11 protein-coding genes are annotated in these 13,557 nt (G+C 50.8%); 3 read left to right on the top strand and 8 right to left on the bottom strand.

The annotated features are described in order from the left end of the window. Positions 1-12: 12 nt before the first annotated feature. Positions 13-1,830 carry a M3 family oligoendopeptidase gene (locus HRQ87_RS10415; RefSeq protein WP_174138228.1) on the top strand — a complete coding sequence of 606 codons (1,818 nt, stop codon included), beginning with the start codon at positions 13-15 and terminating at the stop codon, positions 1,828-1,830. Positions 1,831-1,886: 56 nt separating this feature from the next. Here HRQ87_RS10415 and HRQ87_RS10410 read toward each other — a convergent pair whose 3' ends face one another. The 3 genes from HRQ87_RS10410 to HRQ87_RS10400 form a co-directional block, all read right to left on the bottom strand. Beyond that, on the bottom strand, positions 1,887-3,563 hold the full coding sequence (locus HRQ87_RS10410; protein WP_174138051.1) for a DUF1963 domain-containing protein: 1,677 nt from the start codon (positions 3,561-3,563) through the stop codon (positions 1,887-1,889). 179 nt (positions 3,564-3,742) lie between these two features. Beyond that, positions 3,743-4,639 (bottom strand): RNA polymerase sigma factor RpoH, encoded by an 897-nt coding sequence (gene rpoH, locus HRQ87_RS10405; protein WP_174138049.1) that lies wholly within the window; start codon positions 4,637-4,639, stop codon positions 3,743-3,745. 158 nt (positions 4,640-4,797) lie between these two features. Beyond that, a complete protein-coding gene (locus HRQ87_RS10400; protein ID WP_174138047.1) occupies positions 4,798-5,826 on the bottom strand; it encodes an RluA family pseudouridine synthase in 1,029 nt (342 codons plus the stop codon). Here HRQ87_RS10400 and HRQ87_RS10395 point away from each other — a divergent pair. Continuing rightward, positions 5,825-6,121 (top strand): DUF6476 family protein, encoded by a 297-nt coding sequence (locus HRQ87_RS10395; RefSeq protein WP_246252046.1) that lies wholly within the window; start codon positions 5,825-5,827, stop codon positions 6,119-6,121. The genes HRQ87_RS10400 and HRQ87_RS10395 overlap by 2 nt on opposite strands. Here the strand turns inward: HRQ87_RS10395 and HRQ87_RS10390 are convergent. The 3 genes from HRQ87_RS10390 to recA all read right to left on the bottom strand — a co-directional run bounded on the left by HRQ87_RS10390 (position 6,118) and on the right by recA (position 10,277). Continuing rightward, on the bottom strand, positions 6,118-6,408 hold the full coding sequence (locus HRQ87_RS10390) for a DUF1330 domain-containing protein (RefSeq protein WP_174138044.1): 291 nt from the start codon (positions 6,406-6,408) through the stop codon (positions 6,118-6,120). The genes HRQ87_RS10395 and HRQ87_RS10390 overlap by 4 nt on opposite strands. Beyond that, the gene (gene alaS, locus HRQ87_RS10385) at positions 6,405-9,077 is read right to left on the bottom strand and encodes an alanine--tRNA ligase (protein ID WP_174138042.1); all 2,673 of its coding nucleotides are present in this window, start codon (positions 9,075-9,077) and stop codon (positions 6,405-6,407) included. Before alaS ends, HRQ87_RS10390 begins: the two co-directional genes overlap by 4 nt. Positions 9,078-9,197: 120 nt before the next feature. Continuing rightward, positions 9,198-10,277, bottom strand: a complete 1,080-nt coding sequence (gene recA / locus HRQ87_RS10380; protein ID WP_174138039.1) for a recombinase RecA — start codon at positions 10,275-10,277, stop codon at positions 9,198-9,200. A gap of 180 nt (positions 10,278-10,457) precedes the next feature. Here recA and HRQ87_RS10375 point away from each other — a divergent pair, with 180 nt between their 5' ends. Continuing rightward, positions 10,458-11,054: a gamma-glutamyl kinase gene (locus HRQ87_RS10375; RefSeq protein ID WP_174138036.1), complete on the top strand. Its 597-nt coding sequence runs from the start codon at positions 10,458-10,460 to the stop codon at positions 11,052-11,054. Positions 11,055-11,057: 3 nt separating this feature from the next. Here HRQ87_RS10375 and gap (HRQ87_RS10370) read toward each other — a convergent pair whose 3' ends face one another. Both gap (HRQ87_RS10370) and gap (HRQ87_RS10365) read right to left on the bottom strand, forming a co-directional pair. Continuing rightward, a complete protein-coding gene (gene gap / locus HRQ87_RS10370) occupies positions 11,058-12,059 on the bottom strand; it encodes a type I glyceraldehyde-3-phosphate dehydrogenase (RefSeq protein WP_174138034.1) in 1,002 nt (333 codons plus the stop codon). Between the two features lie 277 nt (positions 12,060-12,336). Further along, complete coding sequence (gene gap / locus HRQ87_RS10365; protein WP_174138032.1) at positions 12,337-13,341, bottom strand: type I glyceraldehyde-3-phosphate dehydrogenase; 1,005 nt, start codon at positions 13,339-13,341, stop codon at positions 12,337-12,339. Positions 13,342-13,557 lie beyond the last annotated feature (216 nt).

Below are 13,557 nucleotides of genomic sequence, written 5' to 3'. Positions count from 1 at the left end.
TATCATATGAGCATGTTTTCCAGCCCCGTTTTTGACGTACGCCCTGCCATTGGCGGTGATAATCTTGGTGATTTGCCAGAATGGGACCTGACCGATCTTTATCCGGCGACCGACAGCGCCGAAATCAAGCGCGATCTGGACTGGCTGGAAAAAGCCTGTGCTGATTTTGCCCGCGATTATCAGGGTAAGCTGGCCGATCTGGACGCGGCCGGTTTGTTGGATGCGGTACAAAGGTATGAAAAGATCGACGTTATTGCCGGGCGAATTATGTCATTCGCGGGCCTGCGGTATTATCAGCAAACCACCGATGCGGATCGTGCAAAATTTATGGCCGATATGCAGGACAAATTGACCAGTTTCACGACACCGCTGGTTTTTTACAGCCTTGAATTCAACAGATTAGATGACGATCATCTGAACGGGTTACTGTCTACAAACACTGATCTTGCGCGCTATAAACCGGTTTTTGATCGTATTCGCGCCATGAAACCATATCAGCTGTCGGATGAGCTTGAGAAATTTCTGCATGATCAGTCGACAGTTGGATCTGCTGCTTGGAACAGGCTGTTTGATGAAACCATCGCAGGTCTGACGTTTAACGTTAATGGCGACGAATTGGGTATCGAAGGTACATTGAACCTTTTGACGGATCAGGATCGGTCAAAGCGTGAAGCCGCAAGTCGTGAGTTGGCGCGCGTTTTTGGCAATGATATCAAGTTGTTTGCCCGCGTTCATAATACGTTGGCCAAAGAAAAAGAGATCGAAGATCGCTGGCGCGGGATGCCGACACCGCAGACCGGGCGGCATTTATCAAATCATGTCGAACCTGAGGTGGTTGAAGCACTGCGCAATGCTGTGGTCGCAGCGTATCCGAAATTGTCGCATCGGTATTACAAGCTAAAGGCCAAATGGCTGGGGTTAGAGACGATGCAGGTTTGGGATCGCAACGCGCCCTTACCGATGGATGATCCTAAGATCATTGGCTGGGACGATGCGGAAAAAACGGTGATGGAGGCGTATGGTGCCTTTGATACGCGCATGGCTGATCTGGCCAAACCGTTTTTCACCAAGGGCTGGATTGATGCGGGCGTAAAACCTGGCAAAGCACCGGGCGCGTTTGCCCACCCAACGGTAACCGAAGTGCATCCTTATGTAATGTTGAACTATCTGGGTAAGCCCCGCGATGTCATGACATTGGCCCATGAGTTAGGTCATGGCGTTCATCAAGTTCTGGCGGCAGGGCAAGGTGAATTGCTCAGCTCGACCCCGCTGACTTTGGCGGAAACGGCCAGTGTGTTTGGCGAAATGCTGACCTTTCGTAAGCTGCTGGATGCAGCAACCACGCAAGAGGAACGCAAAACGCTGTTGGCCGGCAAGGTTGAGGATATGATCAATACGGTCGTTCGCCAAATCGCGTTTTATGATTTTGAATGCAAATTGCACGACGCCCGTGGACAGGGTGAGTTGACGCCAGATGATATCAACGCGCTATGGATGAGCGTTCAGGCCGAAAGCCTGGGACCCGTTTTCGAATTTATGGATGGGTATGAGACATTCTGGGCTTATATTCCGCACTTCGTGCATTCGCCGTTTTATGTCTATGCCTATGCATTTGGCGATGGCTTAGTGAACGCGCTTTATGCCGTTTATGAAGAAGGCGACGCTGATTTTCAGGAAAAATATTTTGATATGCTGAAAGCAGGCGGATCAAAGCATCACAAAGAACTGCTTGCACCGTTTGGTCTGGATGCGAGTGATCCAAAGTTCTGGGACAAAGGGCTTAGTATGATCAGCGCGATGATAGATGAATTGGAAGCGATGGACAGCTAGAAAACGTAATTTCGGGCGCTCTTTTGCAGAAGCGCCCGTTTACGTTTGTGACAGGATCACGCGCTGGCTGTAGCACCATAGGCGTTTTCAAAACGCAGTGCTTCCAGATCTTCTTCTTCAATCCAGAAATCAGCAATGCCATAATCTGAGAACATGAAGTCCACGGCATAGTCGCTATCAAGCTGCAGTAATTTCACACCTTCGCCACTTGTCGGGGCTGTCTTAAAGGATTTTGGCCCGCCAATCATATGCTCGCCATCGTTGATGGACGGCTGAAGATCGCGGCGGAAGTGGTCCATGAACCCATCTGGCAAACTGGCGCGCAGCTTTTCGTCACTAACGGCCAAACGCGCGGCATGCCGCAGAGCAATGTGCAAACGTTCGGTCATTGTCCAACCGTCGATAAAGCCACTTTTGACTTCGACCTGTAACCACAGCTCAAACGCTTCCATCAGTTTTGGCGGCAAAGCGTCATATACATCAATGGCTTTCAAACCATTCAGCAGCCCGCGTGTCGTTGGCATATAGCCTTCGAGATAAGCTAATTCGGGTGTTTTCTTGCCACGTTTCCCTTTGGAATAGCTGTCACGACGCAGCATCAAGCTTTCATATTTTGATTCAGCTTCGGTCAGGAACGTCCGAAGAACGATTTTCGCAACCTTGCCATTATACGGGAATTGGCCGCCAAGGCCCTCTGGTACGAATTCGATTTCTTCGTCTGTTTCTTCGCCTAACAGAGGCCTGCGCGCATTCGCACTGGCCTTGGTGATTTTGATCAAGGATTTGGCACCAGGACTTTCGGGGGCATCTACAATCAAAGCTGTAATCTGGCGGGCCGCAAGATCCTGTGCGCCACTGATCAGCTTGGGTGAAACCTGTTCGCGTGATCGGGACCAATCGGATGGAATGGTATCCACAACGTGACCTTTGACCGGCCATTTCACAAAGGATTTCTTATCCTTTTCCGCAAACCCACCACTGGCTTTATCATCTTCGTGACCAATATCCGGCAGATCAGACGGTGGCATGGTTTCTTTCAGGTCGCGAATATCTTCGTCCGTGTATAAAACACGCGTATCTTCCTGCATCGCACAGGTGTCTTTCCAATGCATTTGTTCGGAAATATCGCCGAAAAAGAATAGCGTACCTTCTTCGGGAAATTCGGGGCCATCAAACAATTCCGGCATTTCATCGAAATTAATCTGTGCCAAGAAGTGCAAAGGCAGACCTGTACGGCGATTGCGCGGCCAGGAAATACTTTCAGGAAGGGTTGGGAAACCACCCAGATAGCTTGTCGGCGCTTCATCCTCATTTGGCCATTGGCGGACAAGATAAATGCTGGAAACGGCATGTTCTTCAAAAAAAGCGTCGATCTCTTCCTGCGTCGGATCAGGCCATTGATCATCTTGTTTGACAATCCGGATCGGTTGCGGTGGCTGGGCCGCTGCATTTCTGACGTCTTTCAGCGATACACTCGCACCGCTTGCGTCATAGGCAAGGACATCTGGCATGGCGCGTGTGCCTTTCATCTGTTTTGCAGATTTCTGATCCTGATTTTCAGGAAAACCGCTTGCGACTTGGGGGGGTTTGGGGCGCTTTAAAAACGTTCCCATCAGAATGAAAAAAATTGCAGCACCGATTCCAATAGCAATCGCTGCATTTGGGCTGTCGACCCAAAATGGAATATCGCCAAAAAAAGCTTTCAGCAAAACGAAATCAGTGCTCTCAATCAAACCACACCTCTACAACTTTTCACAATCAACCTTTAATAGCGTCATTGTGGAAGTTTTAAGGCTAAAAATAGCCAATGAAACAAGAGTGTGCAGTTTTATTAAGTATTTTTCAACACCCAGATTGTGTCAAAGGGTGTTGAAAATGTCATAATTAACGGAAAAGGCACAACTTTTAGCCGTTATGTACGGGTCAGGACACCCTTTTCGATTGCAAGGTCCCGCATACGCTTTTGTAATTTTTCAAACGCGCGCACCTCAATTTGGCGGATCCGTTCGCGGCTGACATCATATTGTCCAGACAAATCTTCCAATGTCACGACCTGATCCTGAAGCCGTCTTTGGGTCAAAATATCGCGCTCGCGGTCATTCAGAACCTTCATCGCTTCGGCCAAAAGTTCACGGCGCGTGTCCAGTTCATCGCGTTCGGCATAGTCGCCAGCCTGATCAGCATCTTCGTCTTCCAGCCAATCCTGCCACTGCGTCGCACCTTCGCCATCTGAACCGACAATCGCATTTAACGAGGCATCGCCACCAGACAAGCGGCGGTTCATTGAGATAACCTCTTTTTCAGTCACATTCAGATCATGGGCAATTTTGGCCACATTTTCCGGGCGCAGATCGCCATCTTCCAAAGCTCCGATTTTTGATTTTGCCTTGCGCAGGTTGAAAAACAGCTTTTTCTGAGCCGAGGTTGTGCCAAGTTTCACCAATGACCATGAGCGCAAAATATATTCCTGGATCGAGGCACGGATCCACCACATCGCATAGGTCGCAAGGCGGAAGCCCTTTTCTGGGTCAAACCGTTTGACAGCCTGCATCAGGCCCACGTTGGCCTCGGATATTACTTCGGCCTGGGGTAAACCATATCCACGATATCCCATAGCGATTTTGGCGGCCAAACGCAGGTGCGACGTAACCATTTTGTGCGCTGCGCTTGAATCTTCTTCTTCGACCCATCGCTTGGCCAGCATGTATTCTTCTTCCGGCTCAAGCATCGGAAACTTGCGAATTTCCTGCAAATAGCGGTTCAAGCCCTGTTCAGGCGACGGCGCTGGAAGGTTTGTATATGTGCTCATCTTCTTTGTCCCTTTCCCAATGTTTACGGGATTAACATGTACATATGTAGCGCTAACAAAGGTTTCAAGATGTTCATGCGCGCTTTGGTTAAGAATAAATTAAGATCAATCATAGCAGTGGTCTAGATGTGTTTCAGTGCTTTCACGCACAAGTAATATCAGATTACAGCAGATATTGTGCGCAAAAGCTGTTGCATATCATCGGGAAGATCGGCCTGAAATTGCATATCATCCCCCGTGACAGGATGTCTGAACCCAAGGGTTTTCGCGTGAAGTGCCTGCCGGGGAAAGGCTTGCACGTCGGAAATAGCCTGCGAAGACAAGGCCTTGGCGTTCAATTTGCGTTTTCCGCCATAGGTTGGATCCCCGATCAAACCATGACCTGCATGGGCCATATGAACCCTGATCTGATGGGTGCGGCCGGTTTCCAGCCAGCAATCAATTAATGCCAAAACGGGCGGCGTTCCATATGACTGCACAATCCGCGCGCGGGTTATGGCATGCCGACCGCCATGGAATAAAACGGCCTGACGCTGACGGTCTGTTTTGTGGCGCGCAAGCTGCGTTGTTAGTTTTAAAATATTCCCGGGTTCAAAACTTGTGCCTTTAATGCCCCGTAGGCGCGGATCATTGGCATCAGGCACACCGTACACAATCGCGCTATAAACACGTTCGACCGTGTGCGCTTCGAATTGCGCGGCCAATCCGTGATGCGCGCGATCCGTCTTGGCGACAACCAAAAGCCCCGACGTATCCTTGTCGATGCGGTGCACCACGCCTGGGCGTTTTGCGCCGCCAACCCCAGACAGACTGTCACCGCAATGATGCAGCAATGCATTGACTAACGTTCCACTGGGCGAACCCGGTGCGGGATGTACGACCATACCTGCGGGTTTATTGATCACGATCAGATTATCATCTTCATAGATCACATTCAGCGGAATATCTTCCGGCAGTATATGGCTTTCTTCCGCATCGGGCAGTGCGACGATGATCTGTGCACCTTCGGCGATGCGCGCTTTGGGGTCTGTCGCAAGTACGCCGTTTACAGTTATATGTCCGTCTGCCAGCAATCGCGCCAGACGTGACCGGCTTAACGATGCGGCCTCTGGCGCATCGCGGGCAAGCGCTTTATCAAGGCGCAACGGCGGATCGGCGGCAATGGTGAACTCAAGGGATGACGACATGGAACAGGCCCCATTTCCGGAAGAACCGGCAAATCTGAAATTTCTGCGCAGGATGGTTAATTTGCTGACCATCGTGATGATTGCAGGCGTTGTAATCATCACGACGGTGTTTGTCATCCGCTTCTCATCCAGCGTGCCCGCCCTGCCCGATCAGATCACTTTACCAGGCGGTGAAACGGCCAGTGCCTTTACACAAGGGCTCGATTGGTATGCCGTGGTGACCGAAAGCGACAAAATCATAATTTTTGATCGACGCACAGGCGCATTAAAGCAAACGATTGAGATCGCGAACTAGGTTTTGACCTCTTCTACGATCATCAAGTCCCGTTCGGATGCACCTTTGGCAAAACTTAACGCTTCTTGATATTTCGCTGATCGATAGCAGGCTTCAGCGGCCTCAAGCGATGAGAAACGCGCCACAACGTTTCGTGGCCTGTCCTTACCTTCCAACGATACATAGCGTCCGCCACGCGCCAGAAAAACGCCACCATGTTCTGCGATGGCTTCTGTCGCAATGGCAGCATATTTACCATAAGCGTCATCGTCAGACACTGTTACATGTGCAATCCATAGGGCTGTCATTTGTTTTCCAGTACCTGTTCTGCGGCTTTGATCGCGGCGTCGGCGTTCGCGGCATCGCGCCCGCCACCTTGCGCCATATCAGGTCGCCCGCCGCCACCCTTGCCGCCCAATTCAATGACCGCAACCTTGACCAAATCAACGGCAGACAGACGATCTGTCAGATCCGATGTGACGCCAGCTGCCACGGCAGCCTTACCGTCGGCATCCGCAATCAACAGCACTGCACCTGACCCAATGCGTACCTTGTGGTCATCCACCAACGCAGGCAGATCCTTACCAGTGACACCATTTAGCACTTGGGCCACAAAATCTATTCCATTGATTGTTTTGATCTCAGGTGCCGCGGCTTGCCCGCCACCTGACATCGCCAATTCACGGCGCAATTGTGCGACTTCGTTTTGCAGCGCCTTGCGTTCATCCATCAATGCCTTGACACGGTCGCCCACTTCACCCGGCTGCGCCTTAAGTTGTGATGCCACATTGCCAAGACGTTGATCTTGAAGGCTTAAATATTGAAATGCTTCGGCCCCGGTCAGCGCTTCGATACGACGTACACCCGAAGATGACGCACTGTCGCCAAGCGTAACAAATACCCCAATATCCCCAGTTTGGCGCACATGGGTACCACCGCACAGTTCAATCGAATAGGTCTGGCCATCAGTACCTTTGCCCGTAGCAGCCCGGCCCATCGACACCACGCGTACCTCATCCCCGTATTTTTCACCAAACAACGCTTGTGCACCGATGTCACGCGCATCGTCCGGTGTCATGATCCGTGTCTCAACAGGGCTGTTTTGACGGATGAAGTCATTTACTTCAGTTTCGACCTGTTTGAGTTCATCATGGCTAAGCGCCTTGCCGTGACTGAAGTCAAATCGCAAACGATCCGACGCATTCAGCGACCCACGCTGCACAACATGGTCGCCGAGCGCCTTGCGCAACGCTTCATGCAATAGATGTGTGGCCGAATGATTGGCGCGAATGGACGTTCTTCGCGCATGATCAACGTCAAGCCCAACGGTATCATTAACATTAAAATCACCACTTAGAACTTTGATGTAATGTGCAAAAACACCTTCACTGCGCTTTTGAACATCGCTGCATTCAGCGATCATGTCTTCATTGTCCAACCGGCGAATAAATCCGTGATCGGCCACCTGACCACCAGACTCTGCATAGAATGGTGTTTGATTTAGAACTACCCAACAACTATCACCATGCCCGATAGAGTTGATCGATTTACCATCTTTGACCATCGCCAAAATCTGGCCTTCGGCCGTTTCTGTGTCATAGCCAAGAAAATCAGTGGGGCCATGCTGATCAGCAATATCAAACCAGATCGCTGCGTCAGCTGTTTCGCCTGATCCAGACCACCCTGCCCGCGCCAGTTCTTTTTGCGCAGCCATTGCCGCATCAAAACCGTCGGTATCGACCGAACGGCCCTTTTCACGCAGCGCATCCTGCGTCAGATCCAGTGGAAAGCCATAGGTGTCATACAGCTTGAATGCCGCATCGCCCGGTAATTCAGCGCCTTCTGGCAAGCCGGTCAGTTCATCGTCCAACAAACGAAGCCCACGTTCCAGTGTTTGCTTAAAGCGTGTTTCTTCCAGTTTCAGTGTCTCGGTGATCAAGGCCTGCGCGCGCGTCAATTCGGGATAGGCTGCACCCATCTGACTGACCAAAGCCGGCACCAGCTGGTGCATCAACGGGTCTTTTGCCCCCAGTAAATGTGCGTGCCGCATAGCTCGGCGCATGATCCGGCGCAGCACATAACCGCGACCATCATTAGACGGCATCACGCCATCAGCCAGTAAGAACGACGTCGACCGTAGATGATCCGCAATAACGCGATGATGCGTTTTGCCAGGGCCATCAGGATCAGTCGAAGTCGCATTGGCCGAAGCCTCGATCAAGCTGCGGATCAGGTCGGTGGCATAGTTGTCATTCGTGCCCTGCAACAGGGCAGCAACGCGTTCCAATCCCATCCCCGTATCGATCGATTTGTTTGGCAAAGGCGCGCGACTTCCGTCTTCGAACTGCTCGTATTGCATGAAGACCAAATTCCAGATCTCGACAAACCTGTCGCCGTCTTCGTTAGGGCTGCCGGGTGGGCCGCCCCAGATATGGTCACCGTGATCAAAGAAAATCTCGGACGATGGTCCACACGGGCCGGTCGGGCCCATCATCCAGAAATTATCATCTGTCGCGATACGGATGATCCTGTCGTCGGAAAATCCCGCGACTTTTTTCCAAATCTCGGCGGCCTCATCATCATCATGGTAAACAGTCACCACCAGCTTATCGGCAGGAATATCCAGTTCCTTGGTGATCAGGTTCCAAGCAAAGGGGATCGCGTCAGATTTAAAATAATCGCCAAAGCTGAAATTTCCCAACATTTCAAAGAACGTATGGTGACGCGCGGTATAGCCAACGTTGTCCAGATCATTGTGTTTACCCCCTGCCCGCACACACTTTTGCGCAGACGTGGCACGTGTGTAATCGCGTGTTTCAACACCGGTGAACAGGTTCTTGAACTGGACCATGCCAGAATTCGCAAACATCAACGTCGGATCATTGCGCGGCACAAGCGGGGACGAAGGCACTTTTGCATGCCCATTTTTTTCAAAATAGGTCAGAAAGGTCGAACGAATATCATTCAGCGTGGGCATAGGACTCTTCCGGGGCAACTGTCATGTCGGGTTGGTTTATCTTTGCGCGAAACAGGTGTCCACCACAAGAAAAAGGCCAGACGCAGTGTCTGGCCCATTCAATTCGAAATTTAGTGAAATTTACGCTTCAACGACGTCGTTGTCACCATCTTTCGCCTCATCCGAGGGCATGTCGAATTCCAACCCGTGTGCGGCCCTGATCTTGTCTTCGATTTCAAGCGCGATGCGGGTGTTTTCCTTCAGGAAGGTTTTTGCATTTTCACGCCCCTGCCCGATACGTTCGTCGCCATAACTAAACCACGCACCAGCTTTATCAACAACGCCCGCTTTGACACCAAGATCCAGCAATTCACCCATTTTACTGATGCCTTCGCCATACATGATGTCGAATTCGACCTGCTTGAAGGGCGGTGCCACTTTGTTTTTCACAACTTTAACACGTGTCTGATTGCCCACAACTTCGTCGCGATCTTTCAGCGCGCCGATACGGCGGATATCCAGACGAACCGAAGAATAGAATTTGAGCGCGTTACCACCTGTCGTCGTCTCAGGGCTGCCAAACATGACGCCGATCTTCATCCGAATCTGGTTAATAAAGATCACCATGCAATTTGATCGTGCAATCGAACCGGTCAATTTGCGCATGGCCTGACTCATCAAACGGGCGTGAACGCCAACACTGCTATCGCCCATATCACCTTCAAGTTCGGACTTTGGGGTCAGGGCCGCGACCGAATCGACCACAACCATGCTGACAGCACCAGAACGCACCAGCGTGTCGGTGATTTCAAGCGCCTGTTCGCCGTTATCGGGTTGTGAAATCAACAGCTCATCAAGGTTAACGCCAAGCTTTTTGGCATATTGCGGATCCAGCGCGTGTTCGGCATCGACAAACGCACAAACGCCACCTTTTTTCTGTTCTTCCGCCACACAATGCAGCGTCAGCGTCGTTTTCCCGGAACTTTCAGGGCCATAAATTTCAACGATGCGGCCTTTGGGCAAACCACCGATTCCCAAGGCAATATCCAGGCCAAGTGATCCGGTTGATGTGGACTCAATTTCCTGAATCGCCCCATCACCCATTTTCATAACCGACCCCTTGCCAAACTGCCGTTCGATCTGGGCCAAAGCGCTATCCAGCGCTTTTTGTTTATCTGCGTTTTTTTTGTTATCCATGCTAAGAAGATCTGCCATTGCCATTTCTTTCGTTCCTTATTTCACACCCGTGCCGGTGCGGCAATCACTGCTGATGTTCGCCTGTTGTTCTCAACTATATGAGATCAAAACGTGAACATATCAACAGTTTTTTCCACAAACGACTTTTGCTGAACAAGGTTAATGGCTAGTTTACAACTGTCAGAAATAAGGAGTGCCGCGTAAATGCTTGTTTTTTGGAAAGAAAAGCTGGCTATACTTTCTCAGGCCAAAACAGGCAGCACAGCATTGCAACATGCAATTGGAAGCAAAGCGGACATTGTTATTACCGATCCCGCGCAACTGAAACACGCAACGATTCAGCGTTATAACCGCTTTTTTCGACCCATGTTTCGGGTCGCAGGGGCAAATGATATCGAAACTGTCGCCCTGGTGCGTGAACCATTTGATTGGCTGGGCAGCTGGTATCGATATCGGTCGCGACCCCTTTTGGATGGAACGCCCAACAGCACCGCAAAGATGAGTTTTGATGACTTTGCGTTGGCTTACATTCAGCCAAAGCGCCCCGATTTTGCCGATGTTGGATCACAAGCCAGATTTTTGCGCGGGGCCAAGGGCGATCTGCGTACAGATCATGTATTTCGATACGAGGATATGGCTCAGTTTATTGCGTTTCTTGAAGATCGCATTGGTGAAAAAATAAATTTGCCCCGCGTAAATGCGTCACCCAAAATGAAATTAACTTTAACCGCTGATACGAAGAAAGCGCTGAAAACAGCGCTTTCGGTCGAATATGAAATCTGGAAAACGGCTAAACGCTAAGGTTTACAGATACTTGGCCATCGCAACTGCAGTGTCAGACATACGGCAGGAAAAGCCCCATTCATTGTCATACCAGCTTAGCACGCGGCACAACGATCCCTTCATGACTTTTGTCTGATCAGTGGCGAAAATTGACGAATGTGGATCATGGTTAAAATCGACCGAGACCAGTTTTTCATCCGTCACGCCCAGTACATTTTTCAACGACCCATTCGCGGCGTCACGCATAGCTGTGTTAATTTCTTCGGCGGTTGTGTCGCGGGCGGCTTCGAAGGTCAGATCCACAACGGACACATTTGGTGTCGGCACACGAATGGCCACGCCATCCAGTTTGCCTTCCAGTTCAGGCAGAACCAACGTCACGGCCTTGGCCGCGCCTGTGGATGTTGGGATCATCGAAAGGGCTGCAGCACGGGCGCGATACAAATCCTTGTGCATCGTGTCCAGCGTGGGCTGGTCGCCGGTATAGCTGTGAACTGTGGTCATAAAGCCCCGCGTGATACCCACGGTGTCGTTCAGAACTTTGGCGACAGGGGCCAGGCAGTTGGTCGTGCAGGATGCGTTTGAGACGATCACATCATCGCCTGTCAGCGTATCGTGGTTAACACCATAGACAATCGTCTTGTCCGCGCCCTTTCCAGGGGCTGAAATCAGCACGCGTGATGCACCATTTTCAAGGTGAATAGCTGCTTTTTCGCGATCTGTGAAAATGCCGGTACATTCCATCACGATATCAACATCTGACCATGGCAACTCAGCCGGGTTGCGAATGCCAGTCACCTGAATTGGGCCACGCCCCACATCAATAGTTGTGTCGGTTGTTGTTACTGTTGCCGGAAACCGGCCATGCACACTGTCATAGCGCAACAAATGTGCGTTCGTTTCAACCGGGCCAAGATCGTTGATGGCGATCACTTCAATATCAGTCCGATTATTTTCGATAATCGACCGCAGAACATTTCGGCCGATACGACCAAAACCGTTGATTGCCACTTTAACTGCCATTTTCCAGCCCTCCTAAGGATATGCGTCCTATATCAATGCACGTTACCGCTAACAAGAATGGAATGGTCCGGATCGTCAACCCCAATTTCCAATTTGCAGACAGGCGGCACGTGTCAGCGCCAAAAGGCAACGTAATCGACCAATTCCACAAATTTACGCCCCAAAAAGACGGAATTTGTCAAATCATACACAAAATAATCTACTATGAAAAAACAAAGGATCAACAATGCCAGTGCAATGGCAAGCCGGTTCGTCATATGGCCAGGCCTTTATTCTATCAGTGCAACAGCCGCCCCATTGCCGTGGCAACATCCGCCATACGACAGGAAAAGCCCCATTCATTGTCATACCATGCCAGAACACGCACCGTTCTGCCACCGACAACTTTGGTCTGATCAGGTGCAAAGATAGATGACTGTGGCGTATGATTGAAATCAATCGACACCTTGGGTTCAGGATCATAGGCCAAAACCGCACCCATGTGACCTGCTGCGGCCTCAGCGACCACTGCGTTCACATCATCCACTGTCACATCACGGCCAGCCTCGAACGTCAGGTCCACTGCACTAACATTCGGCGTCGGTACGCGCATCGCAGTTCCATCCAGCTTGCCATCCAATTCTGGCAGCACCTCGCCCAATGCCTTGGCCACACCGGTTGAGGTGGGGATCATTGCCATTGCAGCAGCTCGTGCACGGTAAAGATCATCGTGACGACGGTCCAGTGTCGGTTGATCACCGGTATAGCTGTGAATGGTGGTCATAATCCCGCGTTCAATCCCGATGGCATCATTCAGCACCTTAGCCAACGGGGCCAGACAGTTTGTGGTGCAAGATCCGTTCGAAATTATTTGATCTTCGGGCTGCATATCGCGGTGATTCACGCCGTAAACAACGGTTCGTTGCACGTTCTTCGCCGGCGCCGAGATCAGCACTTTCTTCGCACCACGGTCCAAATGAATGGTAGATTTTTTACCATCATTGAATTTGCCTGTGCATTCCATCACCACATCAACCCCGGACCAGTCCAATTCACCTGGGTCATAGGTTGAATACATCTGGATTGGACCGCGCCCCAAATCCAGTGTGTCGCCTTTGACCTTAACATCGGATCCAAACCGGCCATGGATGCTGTCGTATCTTAACAGATGCGCGTTCGTCTCAATCGGCCCGGTCGCATTGATCTTGACCACTTCGATATCATTGCGCGCACTTTCTGCGATGTGGGCCAATGTACATCGTCCAATTCGCCCAAATCCATTGATGCCGACCTTGATCGTCATTGCGCTGCTCCTGTTATTATAGCTTTCGGGCTGTCCTTACCTTGGACCAAGGCAACGCGTAAATCGGAAAATGCTTTAATGACAACGTGTTAGCGGTAACCGGAGCAGATCTGCCTATGATATCGCTAACTGTGGGCGCTAACACAATCGAAGGTGTTGCAGATTAGCTCAATTGTAACAGGCTTGCCCAAAAAAGAGGCCCCGGATCATGTCCGG

It is taken from the genome of Parasulfitobacter algicola, from assembly GCF_013315265.1.
GTDB classification, from domain to species: Bacteria; Pseudomonadota; Alphaproteobacteria; order Rhodobacterales; family Rhodobacteraceae; genus Parasulfitobacter; species Parasulfitobacter algicola.
Note: the sequence above shows the minus strand (reverse complement) of the source record. Positions and strands in the feature narration are given on the sequence as shown.